Origin of the sequence: Alistipes indistinctus YIT 12060 (assembly GCF_025144995.1) — a bacterium.
Taxonomy (GTDB): Bacteria; Bacteroidota; Bacteroidia; order Bacteroidales; family Rikenellaceae; genus Alistipes_A; species Alistipes_A indistinctus.
The window spans coordinates 1,586,237-1,609,383 of sequence record NZ_CP102250.1 but is presented as its reverse complement, the minus strand read 5'-3'; the positions used below and the strand labels follow the sequence as shown (position 1 = coordinate 1,609,383).

Genomic DNA, 23,147 nt, shown 5'->3' with positions numbered 1-23,147 from the left:
GTCTAAAACCCGAGGCTGAAAGCCGAGGTTTGCGGTCTGTGGTATCGTATTTTTGCTAAAAGCAAGAACGATCTATGGAACAAGGAAAAATCATCTACCCCTTTGCGCCGGACCTGCAAATCTCTCCGCTCAGCTCGCTCAACTTCGAGCACGATTGGCGGCGCGATTTCCAGACTCCGTGCCATTACGAACAGAAGTTCGTACGGTGGGACCGGATTCGTGTCCAGTACGCCGCAACCGACCGTTATTCCTTCAAAGCCTGTATCACCGATAACGATACGGGTCAAACCTCCGTGCTGAACCCGACCGAACTCAAGGCGTTCGAAAACAGCGAGCAGGGCACGCAGGGAAAAGTTTACGAGGTGATGTTCAATGAACTGGCGCCCGGCAGCTACACCTTCGGAATCTACATTGCGCTGACCTCCGACAGGCTCATGGCCCGCAGTTCGTTCCGGGTAGTGCCCGTGCGCGAGGAGGGAACGGTACGCATCACCTACAACCACCGGCGGGACGAATTCGACACCGTTTTCAGTCCGGAGCGGATGTTCGATTTCCGTGTGGAGGGATGTTTCCTGCCTTCCGAAAGTTCGTTTGCGGTGGACAGCGAAGGATTCCGCGACCAGAGCGACCGCTACAAGCAGCTTTCGGCATTGCCTTACCGCAAGGATATTTTCAGCGTAGGCGGCGGGTTCGGGGTTCCCAACTGGGTTGCCGACAAACTCAACTATATTTTCTCGACCTCGTTCGTGCTGATCGACGAGATGAAGTATTCCCGCAGCGAGAGCGCCGTGCCGGAGATGACTTCGATCCACGGCGACTACCCGATGTACCTCTACAAGATCGAACTGGAGAAGGACCGTCACTTCCAGTACGAGGGCCGTTACGGCGGGGATTTCAATTTCGATTACAATCAGGATTACAATACCGTACGATATGACATATAGCGAACTGAAAGCGGCTATTGCCGAAGTGATCAAGACCAACTACAACCAGGAGATCACGGCCGTCGTGCTGCAGGACCTGCTCGACAGTATGGTGGGCATGACCAGGGTCCAGGACGAACGGGTGCTCGGGGAGGCCAGGGACTACACGGATGAACGGGAGGTGGTTATCCGCGAAGATTTTGCGGCGGCCGACGCTGCAACGCTGGCCAGTGCCAGGGAGTATACAAATGGGCGCGAAGGAGCCATCCGAACAGACTTTGCCGCAGCCGATGCAGAAACGTTGCAGTCCGCGAAAGATTACGCAGACACCCACAAGGTAGACAAGACGAAAGTAGGTGCTGCCGGAGGAGTGGCATCGTTGGACGCAGGCGGGTTGGTTCCCTCTTCACAGCTGCCCTCCTACGTGGACGACGTGCTGGAGTATCCGTCGCCGGGCGATTTCCCGTCCACAGGTGAGGAAGGAAAGATCTACGTGACGAAAGACACCAACCTGACTTACCGCTGGAGCGGAACGGGGTACGTGGAAATCTCCAAATCTTTGGCTTTGGGTGAAACCTCTTCTACCGCTTACCGGGGCGACCGGGGAAAAGCAGCCTACGACCATTCGCAGGTCAGGGATGGAAGCAACCCCCACAGGACTACGTTCGAGAGCCTGCTCGGTAAACCCGCCTCATATTCTCCGGTCACGGATCAGAACAGCAACGGCAGCGGATATAAAAAACTCTGGACCGGGACGGAAGATGAGTACGCGGCGTTGAGTGTCCGGGATGCCAATACGCTGTATGTGGTACTCAAGACCGGGGCGAACTATCTCACAGTCACCCCCTCGTCCTTGAGTTTTGCCGGTGAAGGGGAATCCGAAACTTTACAAGTTAATTGTAATGCTTCGTTGAATTGGTCTGTTACCGGCCTGCCTTCGGGTTGGAGCGCCTCTCCTGCTTCCGGAACGGGTCCGGCGACGGTAACGATAGCGGCTCCGGAGAATCCGGCCCCGGCATCGGTGCGGGGAACGATCACCGTTTCGGGTGGCGGGATGACGGCTTCATGCAGCTATCTTCAAGAGGCAGGGCACGATCCCGGGCCCGATCCGGAAAAACCGACGATCACACTCTCTGCCTCCATGGATTTCCCCGCTTTGGGGACGCCCATCGTCAAAGCGGAAGCGAGTCAGGCCTGTCTCGACGACATCACAGTGGAGGTGCGGGGCTATCTTGACTCAACAAACATGTGGGGACCTCAGTATATCAATATTCAATCCGGAAACTCGGGCGGGCAGGTCGAAGTTAGCGGCCTGACTCCTTCGGGTAGCGTCACCATTGAAAAAGTAAATAATACTGAGATTCAGCCTGTAAACACGGATAATGCAACCTATACCTGGTAATGATTACACTTGGGAATAACAAGATAGCCAAAATGTATCTGGGTGCGACCCCTGTAGCCACGTCTTACCTTGGCTCGCAGCAGGTGTATCCCAATGCGTCGTTGGCCCTGTCTGCCGATCTCCTGGCCTTCGCCGCCGCAGGAGGATCGCAGGAGTTGACCGTTGCGGTCGAAGAGGGACAGATGTGGGCACTCTCCGTTCCGGTGGGATGGAGTGCTTCATCTCAGTCCGGGACAGGCACCGCAACACTGACGCTCACGATTGACAACAACACGACTACTGTTGCCCGTAGCGGTGCATTAACAGTCGTTTCGGAGGATTTAACCGCGACGTGTGCGTTGGCACAGGCGGCCGGGGCGAAGTCCTATGGGGAGATCTCCATCGGGGCTTACGGCTATGGAGTGCTTCCGGCCGGGGGCGGAACGGTATCGCCGACGCTTGCGTACTCGCAACCGTGGACTTGGAACGGCGTGAACGGATCGGGGGGAACGATTACTTCCGGGGCCACGGTCGCCTATTCCGGTTCCGGGGTAGATGCTGCCACCGGAACGGTGTCCGCGTCCACGAAAGGTACGACGGAGTCGGGCCAGACGACCGTTGCGACAGCTACGGTTTCGGTGTCGCTTAACGGAAAATCCGCAGCGAAAGAGGCCGTAGTATTCCAGGAGGCGAACAGCGCTACTTATGGAAATGTAACGCCAAAGAATATCACGGTTGCGGATATCCCGGCCTCCGGAGGAACAATCAGTGAGGGGACTTTGGCTACAGACTTTACACAGACAATCAGTTATACTTCCGGGGCGACACGTCCCGGTGCAGTCACGTATGTATGGGACGATCCGGTATCGGCCCCTTCCTTGGGAACGACGATTCAAAACAGAACGAAAATCGGCAGTCTGGCATTGCGTGCTTACGGAGAGGGCAGTAAAAACACGTACAAAGCCACGGATGTATACCAGGCCGGGAACTATGTGAGTTCGCTTGCCGTGAAAGCATCCACATTCAGTTACGGTACCCTCGGAGCCGGAGCGGCTTCCATTTCGCCGACCGTCAATGCCGACGGTGCATGGACATTCACTTTCAGCAGCGGTGCCACATCTTCCGAAGCCCCATCATCCGTTTATGGTATTTTCAGTGTCGGTGTAACCTATTCGCTCGGATCGGTGCAGAACGGATTTACGGTGGTAGACGCGTCTACAGGCACCCTGACGGGTACCGCGCGGGGAACCGAAATCGGTAATGCCCGTACATCGGGAATCGTCACACGGAAAGTCGATGGGGTGTGGACCCCGGCTGCGGCGTACAATGCCGCCGGGACAAAAACTACATCCGCATCCAAAACCGCCGCCTGTACGCAGGAGGCGAATGCCAGAGCCCTTTCCGGATTAAGCGCAGGGTGTGAATCTTCTTCCAATATGCCGCCGGACATTCGGCAGCATGATTGGATGGGTGCAGCTGGCGGGATATTCACTTTCTTTTGCAACGCCAATTACTCCTATACATCCGGAGCCACGTCGTTGGAAGATGTCAGGAGTTCTACGGCCTATACAAGTCTTGGGGAGTATGCGGGTATCACCATAAATGGCAATACGGCAATCATTCCTTCCAGAGGTACCGTAGAAGGATCTAACAGGTATAATCATTTTACAGCTTCTTATGGTGGCAAGGCTGTTTCCTGGAATACAGGGCAGGCCGCGAATGCCAGGAACCTCAGTTCGATTAGAATTGCCGCTTATGCTGCTGATGCTACCTGGGTCCAACCTGCGGACTGGGGGGCGGTCCCTGCCGGAGGAGGCTATATTAATTTTAGAAGATATACAACTTATTTATATACTTCCGGTTCAACCATTGAAGAAAAGAACGGTGCTGATGGGGATAGGTCAGGAATGGTTCTTTATGAAGGCGGTGGATGGATGGAAGCCTGGGGAAATGGCGGGTACCATGTAATGTCTCGTGGGGTAACCGCTGGCGAGAGAAGACGCGGAACGATCTATTGGACCTATGACGGGCTTACTTCTAATCACCTGGTTTTATATCAGGATGCAAATGTGTTGACATGGAACGACCCGGTCATTTCACGGGCTACGCCGGTGTCTATTGCAGCCGCGGGAGGTACCAACAACGTGGCTTCGGGGTTAACTTATTCGCAGGGCGGATCGTACACTTCGGGCTCTCCGGCTTCCGCCTCTTCGGGCGGTTCGCTGTCTTATGCCGTTCAAACGGCTAAGACGGGATTCAGTCTTTCTGGGTCGACCGTGACGGTGACCAACAACACCAGTACAAGCGCCCGCAACGGTTTCGTCGTGCGGATCACCTTGACGCTGAACGGTAAGACCGCGACCAAAGATATTACCTATAACCAGGCGGCGGGAGTTCAAAGCATAGAATATACAGATTGGGCGACCACGTCTATCGATATGTTTGCATCACCGACCACGGTCGCCGCGGCCGGAGGCACTTCCCAAATGTCCACAAAAGCCACACAGAACCGAACAAAGACGACGAAATGGAATGGCATTGTAAATAACACCCAACAAGAAAAGCAAACCGTATCAGTGACGGCTTCCTATGCAAAGGTTTCCGGGGGCGGTTCTTTGAGTGGTGCAGCAGCGGTATCATTCCCCAACAACACAACGAATGCCGCCAAATCGGGGGTTTATCGTGCTACTTACGGGGGAAAAACGGACGATACTACGATAGCACAGGCGGCAGGTACCCAGACTATCGAACGTGGTGCGTGGATTACTCAAAGTGTTCAAATCACGGCTTCAAGTACGAATGTAGCTGCGGCCGGTGGTTCATCTTCACTTTCGACGAAAGCCTCCCAAACCCGAACCGTCAGCATAAAATGGAACGGTATAGTAACCGATACCCAGCAGGAAACCCAGACTATTTCCATAACACCTACTTACTCGAAACAGTCCGGAGGCGGTACGCTTGGCGGTTCTACCGTGTCATTCGGTAACAATACGACGGCCAATATCGTCACGGGCGTCTATCGGGCAACGTATGACGGTAAAACGAGCGACATCACGATTAATCAAGCTGCCGGATCAAAGATGTACCAAGATGCGAAGCCTGTAATGTATGCTATTCCTGAGACTTTGACACTGGCAAAAACTTCGGGTGCGAGTGGAAAATTCAAACTGTATATGCCTAATAAACGATGGACATGGAACGGTACCGGAACTGTTTATAGGGAATTGGAAATATTCACCCTACCGTTCGCCGTGAAAATGGATGAATCTATAGTAACAGGATCGTCAAAATTCTGTACAATATCACCTTCCCGTATTATGGAGGACGGTAATTATGGAAGTACAGAATATGTGGAAATAACTGTTACGGCCAGTTCAGCAAACACAACAGAGACTGCACGATCTTCGGCGGTTGGAAATAGGTCTATCATGTTGCCGGACAGGGAAACTATGGTGAGGGGAACTTGTATTGTCACCCAACAGGAGGCGGGGCATGATCCGGGTCCCGGTCCCGGTCCGGAGAAAGCATCCATTACTTTAAGTTTATCCTACAACCAGTCTGCGGGGACGTTTGTCATTTCGGCCTCGGAGGCGGTCAGGGATACTTTGCGGATCGGGGTAACCTATCACGACGATATGGGAGGGGGCGGAGATACTTTCACCACCCTGAACAACGGATCGACATCGGCGCAAGGCTATGCCGGCGGTCCGAGTTATCCATACTGTGAAATCTTTGAAATAGATCTGAACCTGACTCCTCCTTATGATTCGGGAAATGCAATTTATTATTGGTAATAGACTAAAAGCAAATCGACAATGACAAAACCGAACCTTTGGCAGATCATCACCGGGATGGTGGTGACCGCAATCTGCGGAGTGGCCCTGAACATGGGCGTGTTCTCGTTCTTTCCTGCGCTGATCGTGGCGATTGCGTGGGCCGGGATCAAACAGACTTCCGGCAAGGAATACAAGGACAAGAACGGTAACTACACAGATCCGAAGTTCTGGAAGGATTTTGTATCCGTGATGGCCGGGACATTGGTGATGTGGGCCATCGTAATGATCGGATAATTATTCGGCGGCAGAACCCGGCGGAAATTCCTCCGGGCTTTCCCGGCCAGTAAAATAACGAATATGGAACATTTGAATTTACAAGCCCTCGCCGATAACCTGAGCCTTTTCGCGTTCATCTACCTGTGTGTGTTCGGTGCAATCGTAATGGATTTGTGGAGCGGGGTGCGCAAAGCCCGCCGCCGGCACGAACTGCGCATGAGTAACGGCTACAAACGCACGGTAGACAAGATCGCCCGCTACTACAACATGCTGCTGGTGGTCTCGATTATGGACGCGCTGCTGATCGTCTCCCAAGCGCACAGCTTTTGCTCTCTGCCGTGCCTGCCTTACCTGACGATCATCGGGGCGCTGTTCCTCTGCTTCATCGAGCTGAAAAGCATCTTCGAGAAGGCGGAGGACAAGACCAGGTTCGCGGAATCGGCACTGCTGGCCGGGAAGATCATCGCCAACAAGGACGATCTGAAAAAGCTGGTGGAGGAACTGGGTAGAGAGAAACCCGAGAAAGAAACGAACGATGAGTAACGCAAGAGGCATTCGCAACAACAATCCCGGCAATATCCGCAAAGACGGATCGGTGTGGCGGGGAGAGGTGGCCGGGCCGGATAAAAGTTTCAAGACCTTCGAGACGATGGCCTGGGGCATTCGTGCAATCTACCACCTGCTCAATAATTATCGCCTTCTGTACGGTTGTGACACTATCGAGAAGATGATCCGGCGGTGGGCACCTCCCGAAGACGGGAACGATACGGAGAGTTACATTTCCACGGTGGCGAACCTTTCCGGGGTGCCGCGCACCAGCCGCCTGACGACAACCGATCGTTCGGTGATGGAGCCTATCGTGCGCGCGATGCTCCGGGTTGAGACGGGGATGGATGTTTCTGCCGCAGACTATAACCAGGCGTGGGAACGATTCTTAAAGCACAAGAAATGAAAAATGCTTTGATCGTAATTGCAGTACTGGTCGTCGTATTCCTGCTGGGGCGCTGGACAAAGAATTTCGACCCGGTTAAGATCGTACAGTACGATACTTTGCCGCCAGTCGTGCGTCTCGACACGATCAGAGATACGGTGCCGGTACCGAAATACGTGCATATCGTTCGGTATGACACCATCCACGATACTGCAGACGGGAAACCTATTCACCTTCCCATTCCGATCGGTCGTTACCTGTTTACCGACGATTCGACCTATCGTATGGAGGTAGAGGGCTACAATGTGCAGGCAAACAGTATCGAAGTCTATCCCCGGACGGTTACACAAACCGTTATCCAGCGGGTCGGGGTTCCCGGCAGGCCGAAACGCTGGGGGATCGGCGTGAGCGCCGGGGCAGCTTTAACGCGGCAAGGCGTGCAACCTTATATTGGGATAGGAGTACAGTATAATTTGATTTCGTTTTAGATTCAAATATTAAATTGCATTTTTTAAAAATATTTATTTTAATAATTGTATGTCAGATACTTGTGTTATTGTAAAAGTTGTCTTAATTTAGTAAGGCGAACTAAAACCTGACGATTATGAAGAATTTGCTTTCATTGGCAGTTTGCTTACTCACCCTGGTAGGCTGCACAAAAAATGTTACAGAGACACAAACCCCCGTTGCGCAAAACGCAATTCAGACTAAAGCAACAGCCTCTGCCACGGTGGATGTGTATGTCGTATTTGAAAGTCTCCGTGAAATAACTACGTCATGGGGCGGACGTTTAGGGTTAGGTGGATGGAGCAATACTATCTATTCGGCAGTTAATCCGATACAATGCCGACAATATGGCATCAAAGGATTGTCATTTGAATTGAAAAACGTTAATTTTAATGGAAATCCGAACGAAACTGTCTATATGAATTTCGATTTAGACCTGTCGGAATATGGCGAACCGATTCCGGCTAGCCCCACTTCATACACTTATTTGGATTTGAATAGCGTAAAAGTGGTACCTTCAAATATTTCGGTCAACCTGAATGTCACAGGTGTCGCTACAGGGACCAGTTCCGGCGGGGGTGGAACAGGCCCTGGCGGCGGGGGAGGCATAGAGCCTCCGATTGATCCCATTCCCGGTGATACCATTCTTTGATTCCGTGCCCTGAGATGATGTTAAACAATAAAGGTCGGCTTACAAAAGCCGACCTTTTTACTGTAAAGAGTGAAACTAACGCACACGAATCGATTTGACCGCCGATCGGGCGAAATGCAATGTAGAATTGCAAAATCAGGCATCAGACATTGTAAAAGCGAAAAGGGCTGTGCCGTGGTGGGTATGGGTGGTCTGGAAGATTCTGCGTATAGTTACCTGAGAAAAATAATGCCGATTTTGTATTTTACCCCAGGCGGATCACTCCCCTGACGAATTGCATAAAAAACCGTTCCCCGAAACCGGGAAACGGTGGAAAATATATTAATTGAAGAAAGAAGAGGGAGAACTAAGGTGCGAAGAGCACTCTCACCGGCCGATTCTTTTTCCGTCGAAGTGCCGGTTCCGCCATACTTTCCGGGCAGGAAGCGCCGCAGGAGTGAATCGGGAAACGTTTGCTTCCTTTCTGTCGGTTCGGGCACTCGAACCTGCGGAAACGGTTTTGATATCAAGCAAAGCCGGTCCTTCCATTTCGAACATGCGTCGGAGCATTTCATCCGCTTTCGCCGGATCGGACAGAGAGAACCCCTCCATGCCCATTACCTGGGCGAAAGCTCCGAAATCGGTGTCGTACAGGTCGGCTTCCCACTTTTCCCGTCCGGCCATTTCAGCCAGCAACCGCCATAATCCCCCGGAGAGGGAATTCAAAACCACGATCTTGATCGGAAGGCGGTGCCGGACGATAATGGAAAAATACCGGCCGAACGAAGAGGTGTCGGCACGGCTGCATAACACCACGATGCTCCTTTCCGGCCAGGCCAATGCCGAGTCGACCGCTTGGGCGAGCGTATTCCCTTCGGATACGATAATATCCCGCCTGTCGTTTTTTCGTGAACTTTGGATTCTGCAGTCCGTAACGATTTTCCGATCGACCATAATGACGGAACTCTGCTCGACGTTACGGTCGACCCACCGAGCGATATAATTCGACGAGATTGCATGGGGATTTCCCTTATCGGTATCAGTTCGTTTCATAATAGCGTGCCTTATATAGTATAGATTCTGGTATTATCGGACAGGCGGCCCCGCCGTTATCGATCGATTTTCAAAGAATATGCCATTTTTTATTCCAGAACAGTACTCAATGCAAAACATCGCCATGACGACACTTCGCACTCTCCCCGCTTCGATATGAAATCATCTTGTTCAAATGCTTTGTATGCCAAAGTAGAATATCGCCTGGTGGTTTGCTTGCATAGCCCTGATGGATTTCATGATACCGATACTCTACGGTATTGTTCACGGTTCTGGTCGCCAACATTGTTGAGCAGTTGGTTGGGGGATCGGCGTGAGTGCCGGGGCGGCTTTAACATCGAAAGGCATACAACCGTATATAGGGGTAAGGGTGCAGTATGACCTTATTGTGCTTTAGATACAATGTTAAATTGTATTTTTTAAAAATATTTATTTTAATTACTATGGCTCAGGTACTTGTATTTGAAGTTTTGTTATATTATCTTGCAATAGATAACCTAAAACTTAACGATTATGAAAAAACTGATTCTTTTATTTGTTTGTGCTCTTCTGTCTTTTACGTTCGTTAACGCAAGTGATGTTTCGGAAATTAAAACGGCATCTTCTGACACTCAATTGGAAGTAGTTACCCTCGATCTCGTTTTTTCTTCTTTTGTTGGGGTGTCTTACGATGAATACGGAAATCGCTACGAGGGAAACTGCGTCCAATTCCATTGTCCCAATGCCTGGCAGTACGGCATTGACCAAATCGATGTATACATTCATAATGTAACTACACCGTCAGAGAACAATGCTACAGTGTGGGTCCAAATGATTGACGGAGGAAATGGTTATTCAGAGCCAGCTGCTTGTACATTAACTTCTGACAGCTATGTCGACCGGAGTATGATTCGGGTGACATCAACAAATCCCAATTATATTTTCTATTTCAACATTCGCGGTATTGCTTCCCGGTAATAACGATCGTTATATAGATTATAACGTTCTGTCATTAAGCCACTCAAAGAGTGGCTTAATTTTTTGCCTGTAGATGGCAGATTTCGATCACAACCGCGACCGGAATCTACATGCGCGAATCGGATTCAACCGCTGATCAGTTGAAATGCAATGTATAATTGCATAATTAAGTATCGAATATTGCAAATACGAACAAGGCCGTGATGGATGCGGATTAAGTAAGGAATAGTCTGCAAAGGTTTTCATACTCTGATAAGCTGTACAGAGCTTGAAAGTGAAAGTTTGGCAATATAATTGACGATTAACGTAATATCAATTAATTTTAAATCTCATAGCTCAATGATCAGACGCTTATTTGTTGTTTTGCTGGTAATGTGCGTTGGCTGGTCCCAGCCGGCCGGGGCTTGTACGGGGATTACTTTGGTCTCCAAGGACGGGGCTCGTGTTCTCGCCCGTACGATCGAATGGGGCGGAAGTAATCTAAATAGCCGTTATGTGGTTGTGCCGAGAGGATATACGCAACCAATACTTTTACCAGGCGGAAAACAGGGAACATTGTTTACAGCGCAATACGGTTATGTCGGTTTTGCGGTGGAACAGGAAATATTCGTTGCCGAAGGAATGAATGAGGCTGGACTTTCGGCCGGATTGTTCTATTTTCCCGGCTATGGTCAATATCCGGAGTATGATCCACAACAAAAATCTACAACTGTTGCCGATCTACAACTGGTTCCCTGGATATTGGGGCGTTGTCGTACGGTCGAAGAGGTGGAAGCTGCAGTTCGTGAATTACGTGTAGTTTCCATCGACCCGCGTGCTTCGACCGTTCATTGGCGGTTTGCCGACGTATCGGGGCGTCAGGTTGTATTGGAAATTATAAACGGTCAACCCCGTTTTTACGAGAATAAGTTGGGGGTACTGACCAATTCCCCCGGATTCGACTGGCAAATGACGAACCTGAATAACTATGTCAATCTCCGTTCAGGTAGTACAACAGCGCAATGGTTGGGTCATGATACCGAACTTGTGCCTTTCGGAGCCGGGAGCGGGTTTCTCGGTATTCCGGGCGATGTTACACCTCCGTCTCGTTTCGTCCGCGCAGCATTTTATCAAAGTTCAGCCCCACGACAGGATTCGGCTTTACAGACCGTCCTGCAATGTTTCCGGATTTTGGGCAGTTTCGAGATTCCTATCGGTATTGAGTTTTCTGCCGGAGAGCCCCCTACGGACATTCCTAGTGCTACACAGTGGACCTCAGCGGCAGATCTGATGAACAGAAAGATATATTACAATACTATGTACAACAGTGCGATCCGTTGTATCGATTTACGGCAAATCGATTTTAGTCGGGTAAAGTACCGCAGTGTTCCACTCGATGAAACGAAACATCAATCCGTTGAGACATTAACGATACGGTAGATTTTATGTGACTGGATTGTGACGTGAAGCAGGATGGATAATTACAAGTTGGTTTACGGTGATCGCAGAAGTTGACGGACTGTTGACGGAATAGATAAATGATCTACGTATATGCCAATTAGTATATTATAGCTTGTTTATGGTAAACCTTCTAATGCTGTGGGCGGGCGTTCGAACCGCCCCGGGATCACCCGATAAAAAAGCCTCTGACAACAATCAGAGGCTTTTGTGCTTTTGAGGGGCGTTCGTGGTCTTGATCCTTAATGCTATCCGACTCTCGCAGATTATATTAAGTTAAGGATTCTGCTGAAAATAGAGCGTGCAGGCTTCCGGTTGGTCGGTATTGATGATGTCGATTCCCAGTTTTCGGAAAGTCTCCCAGGCAACGGCGTTATCCGGAGAGCACCAGAAACGGATAGGTTTACCCGCTTTGTGGGATTTCGCAATCAGTTGCTCGATCACCTGCTTCTCTTGGGCAGGGAGTGGCTCGGGGCCTCCTTTCCATTTTGCATATCGGCAGAACGGTTCACTGATGAGAGCCACCCTCTCGAGTTGTTCCGGCGTGTATTCCACGTCGATAAAACCGTCGAAGGAGATGAAGTGCGGGAACTCTCCGAAAGCAGAGGGATCGGGACGGCTGCCTGTGATCACGACTCGGACGGCATAAGGATTGACAGCGGGATCGAATACCTCAGGATGCTTTTCCAGTTTGGCGATCAGCCGGTCGATAGTCGGATGGAGCGGAGTTTTCAGGTCGATCATCAGTGAGAGTATCTGTTCCGAACCTCGCCAGGCGCGCCCTTGATTTTGCTTGAATAGGAAGACCAGCGGGTCGAGGTACATCTCGTCCAGTGTAAGTGCGGTGTCGAGTTCCTGAACATCGTGTGCCACCAGCAAATCGTCGGAAGCGGGAGCCGTATAGATATCCGCTTCGATGGTATTTACCTGTTGGGAATAAGCCCGGTAGAAGGGAATGTTTTTCTGGTAATCGTTGTGGGAATGGATTTGGACGCCTCTGCTTCCCGAATAGGAGGAACAAAGCAGGGCTGTCAGCAGCATCAGGCATAATCTGCCTGAAAAGGAGTGGAAAATGAAAGAAATACGAGTCATTTGAGCCGTTTTTAAGTAGGATGTATGCGGGTTCGCGTTGTAAAATTTTTCAGAAACAGTTGAACCGTGACAATGAAAGCATCACATACAAAAGTAATAAATTTCCGGTATACGGCCTCTGATTTCAGACTGTATTCTAAACGCCGCATCGTTCTGAACCCCGAATTTCGGCACCGAAAGCTTCCGGTTGATCCGGCGATTCGTCCAGGCCGGTCGTTCCGGTTAGAATTGCCGGGCTCCCGACTGCCGGGATGAGTTGAAAATTCGGGGGTCGGCGGTATTGAAATCAGAAATATCGGGGTACCTTTGCGGCGCTTTCCGTCCGCACCGAACGCGTTTGTGTTTTGCGCTGTGCCGCTTTCCGGGCCCGATCGTAACCGCAGATGGAAATATACCCATGATACGCAGATCACAATTTACCTCTTCCGAGATCGCATTGCCTGTGCTGATCGCACTGAGTTTGTCTCACTGTCTCAACGACTTGCTCCAATCGCTGCTTGCAGCCTCGTATCCGCTTTTCAAAGAGGATCTGGCCCTCAGTTTCGGGCAAATCGGCTTGATTACACTGGTTTACCAGATGGCCGCATCGGTTTTTCAGCCGTTGGCGGGGCTTTTCTTCGATAAACGTCCTTTTGTCTGGTCGCTGCCTGCCGGGATGTGTTTTACGCTGGTCGGGTTGCTTAACCTCGCATTTGCATCGAACCTGCACTGGGTACTGGTGTCGGTCTTCCTGATCGGTGTCGGCTCCTCGATACTGCATCCCGAGGCTTCCCGGATCACGTCGTTGGCTTCGGGTGGCCGGCGCGGGTTCGCCCAATCGGTATTTCAGGTGGGCGGCAATCTGGGCGGATCGTTCGGTCCGTTACTGATGGCGCTGCTGGTCGCTCCTTACGGGCGGCACAACATCGCCTACTTTGCAATCGTGGCGTTTGTCGCGATTCTGGTGATGATCCCGGTTTGCCGTTGGTACAAGGCTTATTTGCGGCGTGTCAAATGGCGCCCTGCCAATGCTGTCCGGCATGCCCCCATGCCGCTTCCTCACGGGCGGACATTTTTTGCGATCGCCATCCTGTTGACGCTTATCTTTTCGAAATACATTTATATGGCCAGCCTGAGCAGCTATTACACTTTCTACCTGATGCACAAGTTCGGCGTCAGTGTACAGCAATCTCAGATTTTTCTGTTTGTCTTTCTGTTGGCTACGGCGGCCGGCACACTGATGGGAGGGCCTATCGGCGACCGTATCGGCCGCAAATATGTAATCTGGATGTCGATTCTGGGGACGGCGCCGTTCAGTATCCTGATGCCGCATGTCTCGCTGGCGTGGACGGTCGTGCTGAGCTTCTGTGTCGGGTTCATGCTCTCGTCAGCTTTCCCGGCGATCCTGCTCTATGCCCAAGAGTTGCTGCCTAACAAGTTGGGATTGATTTCCGGGCTCTTTTTCGGGTTTGCATTCGGTATTGCCGGTATTGCGTCGGCCGTGCTCGGCGACATGGCCGACCATTACGGAATCGAAGCGGTCTATAATATCTGTGCGTACATGCCGCTGTTGGGTCTGGTGACGTGGTTCCTGCCCGATCTGAAAAAGGTTCCGCGTTAGGGCCTGACTTTGTGGTGAATATTTATGCCTCAGCCGCCGCGAAATTTGTCGCGGAGGCGTATTGGCCATGCATTTGCGGCACGGCGATTGTTCGAAATACGTACACGGGATCTGTACGCTGATAATTGGTACGGATGTCCGGTGTATAGCCTATGCGATGCGCAAATTTAAAACACAGACGATATGATACGGAATATGATACTGGTCGGCCTGTTGGGCTTGTTCTTTACAGGAGTCACGGCACAAACGGCCGATAACCGCAAGGCGGTCCGCAAAGCGGAACGCGCACAGCGCCAACAGGAGCGTCAGGCCCTCGACCGGCTCTATCACAACGAAGCGGTGCAGGCCCTCGACAAACGCTTTTTTATGATGCAAACCGACCGCATGATGTTGCGGGGCGGACAGGTCGCTCTGGTCGATCCTACCACGAATTTTGTCTCGCTGAACGGCGAAACGGCCACCGTACAGGTGGGCTTCAATGCCGCGTCGGCCGGAATGAACGGTTTGGGCGGCATTACCGTTCAGGGAACGGCTTCGGATATCACCATGCGGACCGATAAAAAAGGATATGTCTTTTTCGATATGAATGTAGTGGGGATCGGTATCTCCGCAGCGGTCGAGATTACGCTTTTCCCCGGCAACAACAGCGCTAGTGTGACCGTACTTCCCAACTTCAACATGAACCGGGTCACGCTCGAAGGAAAGTTGATTCCGTATGATGGTTCGGCCGTCATCGAGGGGGCGCCTTATTGATCGCCCGGATTGTCGTTTTTTGGTTCTGTCCGTGTTTCGACATGTTAAGCAAATACCGGGCGATGACGGATTCTCCGGCTCGCTTCAAATTCCGGTGATCCGGTCCCAACGGCGGGATAGTTCGGCCAGCCCTTCCGGCGTATCGCCTCCCTGGTGTTCTATGGTAAGCCAGTTGCCGTCATAGTTCCGGAGCAAGGACGCCATTACGCGCGGCCAATCGACCTCCCCCTCTCCCAGCGGAACGTCGAATCCCCGGCCCCGCCCTTTTTCATCTGCCAGTTTGCGGCTGAAATCTTTTAGGTGGATGCGGACGATCCTTCCCGCGAGAATATCGGTCCATTGCTCCGGCCACCCCCATGCCATTACGTTTCCGACATCGAAATATGCCCCGATCGCGGGGCTGTCGAACTGGTCGATGTAGCGTGCCGTTTCGAGCGGACTGAGCAGAAAATTGTTCCACACGTTTTCGATACCGATCCGGACTCCCGCGTGCTCCGCGGCCGGGAGCACCTCTTTCAGGCATTCGGTTGTCCTTGTCCAGCATTGGTCGTAACTTACTTCGCCGTTCACGATCCCGGGCACGAGCAGTACAGCGTCGGTACCGTAAAAACGGGCGTCTTCGATCGCGGTATGGAGAGCGTCGATGCCCTGCCTGCGGATGCCGCTGTCAGGCGACGAAAGCGGATAGGACCAGTGTTTTGCGTTGCAAACACTGCTGGCTTTCAGTCCGGTTTGGCGCATGGCTTCGAGCATCTCCTGCCGGTCCTGATGGCTGTAAGGCTCCACTCCGGTGAATCCGGCCGCTTTCAGGGCTTCGCATTTTTCGAGGACGCTGCTTCCTCTCATCCCGATCATGCCCCACATCATCGACTTCAGGAATCTCCGGCCAGCACTCCCCGGAGTTGCTTTTTCTCCGGCCGGAGAAGTTTCTGCAGGGACGGTCGCTTCTGCCTCCGGAGGTGATATCCGTCCATCCTGCGGCGCATTCGTCGGGCCTTTTGCCGGGTGGAATGCTCCTTCCGGTGCCGTTTCCGGGGTAAAAGCCGCCAGTCCTTCCAACGGGACGAGCGATGCCGCACCGGCGGCCAGCAATCCTTTTTTGATAAAATCCCTGCGGTTCATACACGGTCGTTTTTAATGGTTTATGCGGCAGCTTGCGCTGCCGGAGCCTTTGCGCCTTAAGCCTGCTCGTTGCCGGAGTCGGTCCCGGGCTTGGGAACCACCTCGTTGAGCCCGCCGGGAATCGGGCCGAATTCGTATTGATCGAGCGTGATTTTCAGATCCGAAGCGATCAGCTCATCCCATGTAACGCTCTTGCCGGTATAAGCGGCCATACGGCCCATGATGGCCATCAGAACCGACTGTACGTGCGTTTCGGCATCGTTCAGGGGCTCGTTGTTCCGGATGGCCGTCACCAGCCGGATATGTTCCTGGACGTAGGGGTCTTTGACCGCCCAGGTCTGATCGGGATCTTCCGGTGCGGGTTTGGGGTACTGCCATGCGACCGTGCCGTCGGGATTGTAGATCGTATCGAAACAGTTGGTCGATCCCTTCGTGCCGTATACCATGACGCTCAATTCGTTGTCGCAGCCGTCGATCTGGCGCGAGGCGCAGTTTGTGCGCATCCCGTTGTCGTAGATGTACTGGATGCTGAAGAAATCGTATACGTCGCCCGATACGCGCCTCTGCCGGCCGCCGTAACCGATTGCCCGCTGGGGTTTTTTGTCTCCGAGGAACCACGACATCATATCGATCTCGTGGATGAATTGTTCGGTCGGCATGTCGCCCGATACGCAGCAGAAGTTCGGCCAGTTGCGCATCAGGTACTCCATGTCGTTCCATTCCGGTTGGCGCTTTTTGTGCCACAGCGTACCGCCGTTGCGGATCACCTGTGCCGAAACGATATCTCCGATAGCCCCTTCGGCTACGCGGCGGTAAGTCTCGATGCAGTCGCGCTGCGAGCGGCGGATCGTGCCGCTGATTACCGACAGCCCTTTTTGTTCTGCGATTTTGGCGCTTTTGAGAATCGACCGGGCTCCGACCGGATCGACCGCACAGGGCTTTTCGAGGAAAACATGTTTGCCTTTTTCGACGGCATAGGCGAACTCCTGGGCACGGAAGGCAGGCGGTGTACAGAGCAAAACGACGTCCACATCCGAATCGATCACCTTTTTATAGGCATCGAAACCGAGGAAACAGTTTTCGTCGGTTACCTCGATCCCCTTCCCTTTGAGCGTTTTGCGGCAGGCGTCGAGTTTGTCGGGGAAAATGTCAGCCAGCATTGTGACGGTCAGGCCGTTGCCGGCATCGCGGAAATTGACGGCGGCACCGGTACCCCGGCCGCCGCATCCGATCAGGCCCGCTTTCAGCGGCCGTCCGTCGGGCGCCTGCGGCAACAATTCGGGAACGACGGCTTTCGGATATTTCTTCTCATCGGAAGAGGAGCATCCGGTAGTGATCAGTGAAGGGGCTATAACTGCGCCGAGTGCGCCGACAGCCGAACTTTTCAGAAAATCCCGGCGGGAAAGGGTGTTCTTGCTGTTTTTGGTTTTCATGGATTGTTTGTTATCTGCTTTAGGTTTTGTATTCTTGCTGTTACCGGTTCTTGGGCCGGTGTCGATGAAATCCTGGAATGTACCTCATTCCGATTTAAAGTCTTTTTGCGTCCCATTTCAGGTCGAACTGCTGGCGGGGCTGGTTCCATCCCTTGATTACGAGCGAACTTCCGTTGTCGGGGAGTTTACCCGGCAGCGCTTCGATCGTTACCGTTTTGCTTTCGCCCGGCAGCAACGAAAAGAAGTTGTCCGTGTAAAAAGAGGGGCGTACGGGCTTGCCTCCGGCATCGAGCAGCTGCAGCTGTGTGAAGAAAGCGAGCGCTTGGCCGCCGTTGCGCAATGTTACGTCGATGTAGCGGTGTCCCTGTTCGTCGGTACGCTGGGCATAACGGGCGCTGACCTTTGCCGGTTTCAGGTCGGAAATCGCTTCAAACCCTGCGGTCGTGGGGCCGGTGAGTGTTTCGGGGCCTTCGTAACGGTTCGTCGAGCGCCAATAAAAGTTGTCCGATACCTCTTTGCCCCGTTCGTCGTACAGGCGCAGTTTGATGAAATGCACCGGGGTGATATTGGCCGGGAAGTCAATCTTGAAGACATCGTTCACCACGCCGTCTTCGGGCAGGTCGATCGCAGCCGTGCGGCTCCATACCTTTTTGCTGTTCAGGTCGTATACTTCGGCGGTCACCTTATAGCCGGGGAAAGCCCGGTAGTAGTCGTTGCAAGCCGAGACGGTGTTTTTTAGGTAGTCGAACTGCACATGCAGCGGTTGCAGTGCGTTCTGCGTGTGGTAGAGCGATGCGGTGGGTTCGAGCGACCAATCCCACATCCGGGCGGCTACCTGCCGTACCGGGCAGTTGTGGTACCAGAACAGCAATCCCGAGCAGTAGCGGTCGCCGTAGCCGAGTTTGTTGTAGTTCCAGTTTTCCCAGATGCTCTTGGAGTTCATTGCGCCGACGAACTGTCCCTTCTCGGCGAAATCCTCGATGTCGCGCGCTTCGCCGTATTGGTTCACGAGGTCTTTGTACAGCGATGCGACGAGGTGGAATCCGCCGCCGTCCAAATAATCCCACACCGGTTTATTGATCGGCCAGAGGTCTTTTTCGTCCATCATTTCGCGCAGTACCTCTATCGTCGGGGTGGTCGGGGCACCGTATTCGGGATTGAATCCGTCGATGCGGCTGCCGCGGGGCGAGGCGGTATTGTCGTAGTGCTGCATCGGGTTGACCTGCTTGTAGGGGCTTCCGTCGTGCACACCGTCGCATTCGGACTGCATCTGGTAGCCGCGCGTGCCGTCGAGGGCGGTCATAAGTTCGCGGGAGCCCGAAGTCTCGGTGCTCTCGTTCGAAGAGACATAATAGGCTACCGACGGATGGTTGCGCAGCCGTTTGATCGTAGCCGCGAGATTGGCGAGGTAGAGGTCCTGGTCCTGCGGGTGTTTCGTGTCGCCCGTCATCCAGAACTCCTGCCATACCAGTAAACCCATTTCGTCACAAAGCTGGTAGAAGTAGTCCGATTCGGCGATCCCGCCGCCCCACAAGCGAACGAGGTTGATACCCGACTGCCGGGTGTAGCGCAGTTCGGCGTAGGTGCGCTCGTCCGAGGTGCGGAGCATCCCTTCGGGAATCCAGTTCGTACCGCGGATGAAGATTTTGTGTCCGTTGACAATAAAAGTGCGCGAGCTGTCAGGCGTATCGTTCGTGTAAGTCACTTCGCGGATGCCGAAGCGGGTTTTGGCCGAATCGGAAACTGTGCCGTCCACCAGTACCCGCATTTTCAGTTCGTAAAGTTCTGGATTGCCTTTGAAGCGCGGCCACCACAACCGCGGGTTGTCGATGACCAGTTGCGGGAACTCGTCGGCGGTGAAAGTAACCTTTTGGTTCTCGCCCCGGAAAAGCTCGGTCTCTTTGGCAAAAGTGATTCCGGTGCCGGTAATTTCACCTTCGACACGGCATTTGACCGGTTTGGGGGTCGGATTGACCAGCTCGACCGAAACCTCTTCGCGGGCGGTGTCGTATCCTGGCTTGCTGAGTTCCGATTTCACGAACGGGTGACGCATGTCGACGTTGCCCGTGGTATAAATCGAGATGCTTTTCCAGATTCCGGTGTTGCGGTCGCGGATACCGTCGAGGAACGAAAAGTCCCATCCCACGCACATCAGCATCGTCGTGTTGAGGCCGATGTTGCCGTCCCCGCCGTTAAAGAACTCGCCTGCGGCTCCCCAGGGTTTTTGCCGTGTCGTACCGGGCATGTCTACCGGGTAAACTTTGACGGCCAGTGCATTGGGCTTGCCCAGCTGCGCGAAATCCGTAATGTCGATCCGCTCATCCTTGAACATGCCGTCCATCGTAGCGAGCAGGTTGCCGTTGAGCCACACCTCGGCGCGGTAGTTGATTCCGTCGAGCTGCATCCAGACCCGTTTGTCCGCGTAACTTTCCGGGAGCGTAAATTCGGTACGGAACCAATAGGTGTAAAAATCCCGGCCCGCTTTGCTCAGGTCCGGGATCAGGTTGCTGTCGAGCTTATTGTTTACACCGTAGTAAGGCTCGGGGTAAACTTTATTGAATACGAGTGAATTGAGTACTGTTCCGGGGACAATGGCCGGCATCCAGTCCGTCGTTGTTTTGCCGGGCATCGAAAGCTGTTCGGCGGGAAGCGATACGTCGCCTGCTTTTTTCATCGCCCATGCAGCTGTTCCGCCGTGCCCTTCCTTCGAATCGAGGTAAATGCGGTTCGGGTCGAAGGCATAATTGGCCGGTTGTGCCGTTGCCAGGCCGAAGCTGAGGCAAAGCAGAGCAGAGCAGAAAATACGGAATTTTTTCATCTGTTTCCAGGTTTGGGTTTGGTAGAATAAACGCTTGCAGGCGCGGTTTCTGTACGCGTCGTGTCGAAATATATTTGTAAAAATAGGGTTTTCGGGTGAGAACTGCAAACTGTGCCACGGGAGCAGGGGCGGGCTCTCGGATTTTTTGTATTTTTGGAAAGGCTTTCCGCCGTTGCCGTTATGGTCCTGTGCGGAGCGTCCCCGGCATCACGGTTTGGGGCGGTGGTTTCCGACAGCTATGGAGAGGATTGCAACGGCGTGGGTATGCCTTCGGCATGTCAGCGGGAGGCTGCCGGATTCAGGGTCGAATTTAACGATGGAACCGATATGTTGCAAAGTTTTGATCCGGTGGCGGATAGCCGTAGCCGGGTGTTGGTTTTGGGAACGATGCCGGGAGTGATGTCGCTGCAGAAACAGCAGTATTACGGCCATCCGCGCAATGCCTTCTGGAGTCTGGTCGCGGCATTGGCGGGGGAACCTCTGCCGGAGGAGTACGGGCTGCGCAAGGCGATGCTGTTGCGCGCGGGAATCGCATTGTGGGACGTCTGCCGGTGCTGTGAACGCGAAGGGAGTCTCGACAGCAATATCTGCAGGGAGGAGCCCAATGAGATCGTAGGCTTGCTGGCCCATCATCCGGCTATTCGTGCGATTGCATTCAATGGCCAGCCCGCTTACCGCCTTTTCAAACGCCACGTCGAAAAAGAGTTGAAGGCGTGGTGTATCAAACGAGGGCATCCCGGATACCCATATCTGCATCTGCCTTCGACCAGCCCGGCGCATGCCGTGCCTTTCGAACGTAAGCTGGAAAGGTGGCGGCCGCTGGAAGAGTATCTCCGGTACTAAAATGCCGCTACGACTTCGAGCGTGAACTTATCCTGCAACAGTTTATTCTTGCTGAAGTCGCCGGGCCGCTCCTTGAGGAAATATTTTTCGTAATTGAGGCGTATTTCCGAGTTGACGAGCTTTTTGCCGAAGCCGAAGTTGATCCCGACTGTGATCCTGTTCGCATCGACGGTTTCGCGCACCGTGTTCGCGGTGTTGAGGTAGTCCATGTTGTTGCCCAGATCCCAGCGCACCATCGGGGCGATGTAGCTCATCACGAAGCGGCGGGGCATTTCGAACCGGTAGTAGCTGTGGATGAGTGCGGCCGTCATGGTGGTGTTCAGAATATCGTCGTTGTCCACCTTCGTTTTGAGGTAGCGCCGCGCATACTCCCCTTCGATGAAGAAGCCCCCCGTGACGTAATGAAGTTCGGCTCCCACCATGTTCATTTTCTGGTTCAGTTCCTCCTGCGAGGATACCCCGTCTCGCTCGACCACGAAAGCATGCCGGGGGGCCGAGCCGTTGTAGTAGCTCGCAGCGGCCCGGAACCCTTCCGCGCGACCGAATTCGACGCGGCCGATTATGTTGATCTTGTTGTTCCACGAGGGATTGTTGATTCCCGATCCGTTGAACAGGCCCAGAAAGAGTTTGAGCGGAACCTGTTTCGTGAATGTATAGGTACCCATGATGCCGAGATCGCGCGAACCGAGCGTTTTGACATAATGCGAGATTTTGTCTCCGGACAGTTCGCTGCCGTAGTAGCTCGTCAGGTATTTGGCGATGAACGAACGGTTCGCAAAGAGACTGGCCGTCGGTCCGCGGTCGAGGTCTGTACTGAAGTGGTACTGCTGCTGCCCGAGGCGGATATCGAGCCCGCCGGTACGGTATCCGGCATAGGAGTCGAGGATGCTGAGCTTGCCCTCGTTGTTGAAGTCGACCTGGATGCGGTAGAACATGTTCCGGCTCACATTGCCCGAAACGCCGAATCGCGTGTTGCGGACATTGAACCGGTACTCGCCGTCGTTGAGGCTTACTTCCAGCTTGGCTTTCACCGCCCCGTCTACACGAGGGACATAAGAAACCTCGCTTTCATTTTTTGTGCTGGCCTGCTGCGCTGGAATAGATGCGTTGGTCGTCGGCGTTTGCGGGCCGCTTTCCGGTGTTCCCGGGTTCCAGCCCGGTTCCATGCCGGTGGCTGCTGCCGGAATATCCTGACCCCGATTCGCACTCGGACTTCCGCCCGCATGTGTACCTTCCTCCGGGTTTCGATTGCCTGCGGGGGAATTTTCTTGGGCAGGAAGGGTGAGATTTTTCGAATTTATGCCTTCAGCCCCGGATAAAAAGGTTTCGTTCTCTTTATTTGAGCCTGAATCTTGATTGTTCTGGTGTGATTTGTTCCCCCAAAGGGCGATTCCCCGGAGGGTGTCGGGACTGAGCGTGGGGTTCTCGTTCTGGGCTGACGCTTCGGTTAGTCCGGCAACGCTTATCCCTGCGCTTGCCAACAGGATCAGCAGATTCCTTTTCATTGCGGCATCTGTTTTTGAAAAGATTTTGCGCAAATGTATGATTAAATTCTTAAATCCATATTACCGGAATGTTAAACGGCTGTTACGGGAGTGTTAAAACGGGTTGATG

General features: G+C 53.1%; 19 protein-coding genes and 1 pseudogene. 14 read left to right on the top strand and 6 right to left on the bottom strand.

Going from position 1 to position 23,147, the window contains the following annotated elements; all coding sequences use genetic code 11:
- The first annotated feature begins 74 nt into the window (after nt 1–74).
- The 8 genes from NQ495_RS06825 (at nt 75) to NQ495_RS06790 (ending at nt 8,446) form a co-directional block, all read left to right on the top strand.
- Entirely contained in the window at nt 75–944 is an 870-nt protein-coding gene (locus NQ495_RS06825) for a hypothetical protein (RefSeq protein WP_009133698.1), read from the top strand.
- Nucleotides 934–2,325 (top strand): BACON domain-containing protein, encoded by a 1,392-nt coding sequence (locus NQ495_RS06820; protein ID WP_009133699.1) that lies wholly within the window; start codon nt 934–936, stop codon nt 2,323–2,325. Before NQ495_RS06825 ends, NQ495_RS06820 begins: the two co-directional genes overlap by 11 nt.
- Nucleotides 2,325–6,098: a BACON domain-containing protein gene (locus NQ495_RS06815; RefSeq protein ID WP_040294180.1), complete on the top strand. Its 3,774-nt coding sequence runs from the start codon at nt 2,325–2,327 to the stop codon at nt 6,096–6,098. The genes NQ495_RS06820 and NQ495_RS06815 overlap by 1 nt, the downstream gene beginning before the upstream one ends.
- A gap of 21 nt (nt 6,099–6,119) precedes the next feature.
- Nucleotides 6,120–6,374 (top strand): hypothetical protein, encoded by a 255-nt coding sequence (locus NQ495_RS06810; RefSeq protein ID WP_009133701.1) that lies wholly within the window; start codon nt 6,120–6,122, stop codon nt 6,372–6,374.
- Between the two features lie 63 nt (nt 6,375–6,437).
- Nucleotides 6,438–6,899: a phage holin family protein gene (locus NQ495_RS06805; protein WP_009133702.1), complete on the top strand. Its 462-nt coding sequence runs from the start codon at nt 6,438–6,440 to the stop codon at nt 6,897–6,899.
- Nucleotides 6,892–7,308 carry a hypothetical protein gene (locus tag NQ495_RS06800; RefSeq protein WP_009133703.1) on the top strand — a complete coding sequence of 139 codons (417 nt, stop codon included), beginning with the start codon at nt 6,892–6,894 and terminating at the stop codon, nt 7,306–7,308. The genes NQ495_RS06805 and NQ495_RS06800 overlap by 8 nt, the downstream gene beginning before the upstream one ends.
- Nucleotides 7,305–7,775, top strand: coding sequence for a DUF6808 domain-containing protein (locus tag NQ495_RS06795; RefSeq protein WP_009133704.1), 471 nt, complete (start codon nt 7,305–7,307; stop codon nt 7,773–7,775). Before NQ495_RS06800 ends, NQ495_RS06795 begins: the two co-directional genes overlap by 4 nt.
- A 116-nt stretch (nt 7,776–7,891) precedes the next feature.
- Nucleotides 7,892–8,446, top strand: coding sequence for a hypothetical protein (locus tag NQ495_RS06790; RefSeq protein WP_009133705.1), 555 nt, complete (start codon nt 7,892–7,894; stop codon nt 8,444–8,446).
- A gap of 366 nt (nt 8,447–8,812) precedes the next feature.
- On the opposite strand, the gene NQ495_RS06785 is transcribed toward NQ495_RS06790, so the two are convergent.
- Nucleotides 8,813–9,478 carry a thiamine pyrophosphate-dependent enzyme gene (locus tag NQ495_RS06785; protein ID WP_009133706.1) on the bottom strand — a complete coding sequence of 222 codons (666 nt, stop codon included), beginning with the start codon at nt 9,476–9,478 and terminating at the stop codon, nt 8,813–8,815.
- A 301-nt stretch (nt 9,479–9,779) separates the two neighbouring features.
- Here NQ495_RS06785 and NQ495_RS11815 point away from each other — a divergent pair.
- The 3 genes and pseudogenes from NQ495_RS11815 to NQ495_RS06775 form a co-directional block, all read left to right on the top strand.
- Nucleotides 9,780–9,875: pseudogene (locus NQ495_RS11815) on the top strand (DUF6808 domain-containing protein); the annotation flags it as partial.
- A 116-nt stretch (nt 9,876–9,991) separates the two neighbouring features.
- Nucleotides 9,992–10,435, top strand: a complete 444-nt coding sequence (locus NQ495_RS06780; RefSeq protein ID WP_009133707.1) for a hypothetical protein — start codon at nt 9,992–9,994, stop codon at nt 10,433–10,435.
- Between the two features lie 339 nt (nt 10,436–10,774).
- Complete coding sequence (locus NQ495_RS06775) at nt 10,775–11,854, top strand: linear amide C-N hydrolase (RefSeq protein ID WP_009133708.1); 1,080 nt, start codon at nt 10,775–10,777, stop codon at nt 11,852–11,854.
- A 294-nt stretch (nt 11,855–12,148) separates the two neighbouring features.
- On the opposite strand, the gene NQ495_RS06770 is transcribed toward NQ495_RS06775, so the two are convergent.
- Entirely contained in the window at nt 12,149–12,964 is an 816-nt protein-coding gene (locus NQ495_RS06770; protein ID WP_009133709.1) for a PI-PLC domain-containing protein, read from the bottom strand.
- Between the two features lie 397 nt (nt 12,965–13,361).
- Here NQ495_RS06770 and NQ495_RS06765 point away from each other — a divergent pair, with 397 nt between their 5' ends.
- A complete protein-coding gene (locus NQ495_RS06765; RefSeq protein ID WP_009133710.1) occupies nt 13,362–14,564 on the top strand; it encodes an MFS transporter in 1,203 nt (400 codons plus the stop codon).
- Between the two features lie 183 nt (nt 14,565–14,747).
- Nucleotides 14,748–15,317, top strand: a complete 570-nt coding sequence (locus NQ495_RS06760; protein ID WP_009133711.1) for a DUF4251 domain-containing protein — start codon at nt 14,748–14,750, stop codon at nt 15,315–15,317.
- A gap of 84 nt (nt 15,318–15,401) precedes the next feature.
- Here NQ495_RS06760 and NQ495_RS06755 read toward each other — a convergent pair whose 3' ends face one another.
- The 3 genes from NQ495_RS06755 to NQ495_RS06745 form a co-directional block, all read right to left on the bottom strand.
- A complete protein-coding gene (locus tag NQ495_RS06755; protein WP_009133712.1) occupies nt 15,402–16,439 on the bottom strand; it encodes a sugar phosphate isomerase/epimerase family protein in 1,038 nt (345 codons plus the stop codon).
- 56 nt (nt 16,440–16,495) lie between these two features.
- Nucleotides 16,496–17,872 carry a Gfo/Idh/MocA family oxidoreductase gene (locus NQ495_RS06750; protein WP_009133713.1) on the bottom strand — a complete coding sequence of 459 codons (1,377 nt, stop codon included), beginning with the start codon at nt 17,870–17,872 and terminating at the stop codon, nt 16,496–16,498.
- A 94-nt stretch (nt 17,873–17,966) separates the two neighbouring features.
- On the bottom strand, nt 17,967–20,690 hold the full coding sequence (locus NQ495_RS06745; RefSeq protein WP_009133714.1) for a glycoside hydrolase family 2: 2,724 nt from the start codon (nt 20,688–20,690) through the stop codon (nt 17,967–17,969).
- A 327-nt stretch (nt 20,691–21,017) separates the two neighbouring features.
- Between NQ495_RS06745 and NQ495_RS06740 the strand changes: the two genes are divergently transcribed.
- Complete coding sequence (locus NQ495_RS06740) at nt 21,018–21,533, top strand: DNA-deoxyinosine glycosylase (protein ID WP_040294440.1); 516 nt, start codon at nt 21,018–21,020, stop codon at nt 21,531–21,533.
- On the opposite strand, the gene NQ495_RS06735 is transcribed toward NQ495_RS06740, so the two are convergent.
- A complete protein-coding gene (locus tag NQ495_RS06735) occupies nt 21,530–23,038 on the bottom strand; it encodes a porin (protein ID WP_009133716.1) in 1,509 nt (502 codons plus the stop codon). The two genes, NQ495_RS06740 and NQ495_RS06735, sit on opposite strands and share 4 nt — an antisense overlap.
- Nucleotides 23,039–23,147: the final 109 nt, after the last annotated feature.

What these genes read in the sequence shown, in the direction of transcription:
- NQ495_RS06770 (WP_009133709.1), bottom strand. Translation starts at nt 12,964, where the DNA reads ATGACTCGTATTTCTTTCATTTTCCACTCCTTTTCAGGCAGATTATGC.
- NQ495_RS06815 (WP_040294180.1), top strand. Translation starts at nt 2,325, where the DNA reads ATGATTACACTTGGGAATAACAAGATAGCCAAAATGTATCTGGGTGCG.
- NQ495_RS06735 (WP_009133716.1), bottom strand. Translation starts at nt 23,038, where the DNA reads ATGAAAAGGAATCTGCTGATCCTGTTGGCAAGCGCAGGGATAAGCGTT.
- NQ495_RS06805 (WP_009133702.1), top strand. Translation starts at nt 6,438, where the DNA reads ATGGAACATTTGAATTTACAAGCCCTCGCCGATAACCTGAGCCTTTTC.
- NQ495_RS06810 (WP_009133701.1), top strand. Translation starts at nt 6,120, where the DNA reads ATGACAAAACCGAACCTTTGGCAGATCATCACCGGGATGGTGGTGACC.
- NQ495_RS06785 (WP_009133706.1), bottom strand. Translation starts at nt 9,478, where the DNA reads ATGAAACGAACTGATACCGATAAGGGAAATCCCCATGCAATCTCGTCG.
- NQ495_RS06775 (WP_009133708.1), top strand. Translation starts at nt 10,775, where the DNA reads ATGATCAGACGCTTATTTGTTGTTTTGCTGGTAATGTGCGTTGGCTGG.
- NQ495_RS06790 (WP_009133705.1), top strand. Translation starts at nt 7,892, where the DNA reads ATGAAGAATTTGCTTTCATTGGCAGTTTGCTTACTCACCCTGGTAGGC.
- NQ495_RS06795 (WP_009133704.1), top strand. Translation starts at nt 7,305, where the DNA reads ATGAAAAATGCTTTGATCGTAATTGCAGTACTGGTCGTCGTATTCCTG.
- NQ495_RS06745 (WP_009133714.1), bottom strand. Translation starts at nt 20,690, where the DNA reads ATGAAAAAATTCCGTATTTTCTGCTCTGCTCTGCTTTGCCTCAGCTTC.
- NQ495_RS06750 (WP_009133713.1), bottom strand. Translation starts at nt 17,872, where the DNA reads ATGAAAACCAAAAACAGCAAGAACACCCTTTCCCGCCGGGATTTTCTG.
- NQ495_RS06820 (WP_009133699.1), top strand. Translation starts at nt 934, where the DNA reads ATGACATATAGCGAACTGAAAGCGGCTATTGCCGAAGTGATCAAGACC.
- NQ495_RS06740 (WP_040294440.1), top strand. Translation starts at nt 21,018, where the DNA reads ATGTTGCAAAGTTTTGATCCGGTGGCGGATAGCCGTAGCCGGGTGTTG.
- NQ495_RS06780 (WP_009133707.1), top strand. Translation starts at nt 9,992, where the DNA reads ATGAAAAAACTGATTCTTTTATTTGTTTGTGCTCTTCTGTCTTTTACG.
- NQ495_RS06755 (WP_009133712.1), bottom strand. Translation starts at nt 16,439, where the DNA reads ATGAACCGCAGGGATTTTATCAAAAAAGGATTGCTGGCCGCCGGTGCG.
- NQ495_RS06825 (WP_009133698.1), top strand. Translation starts at nt 75, where the DNA reads ATGGAACAAGGAAAAATCATCTACCCCTTTGCGCCGGACCTGCAAATC.
- NQ495_RS06760 (WP_009133711.1), top strand. Translation starts at nt 14,748, where the DNA reads ATGATACGGAATATGATACTGGTCGGCCTGTTGGGCTTGTTCTTTACA.
- NQ495_RS06765 (WP_009133710.1), top strand. Translation starts at nt 13,362, where the DNA reads ATGATACGCAGATCACAATTTACCTCTTCCGAGATCGCATTGCCTGTG.
- NQ495_RS06800 (WP_009133703.1), top strand. Translation starts at nt 6,892, where the DNA reads ATGAGTAACGCAAGAGGCATTCGCAACAACAATCCCGGCAATATCCGC.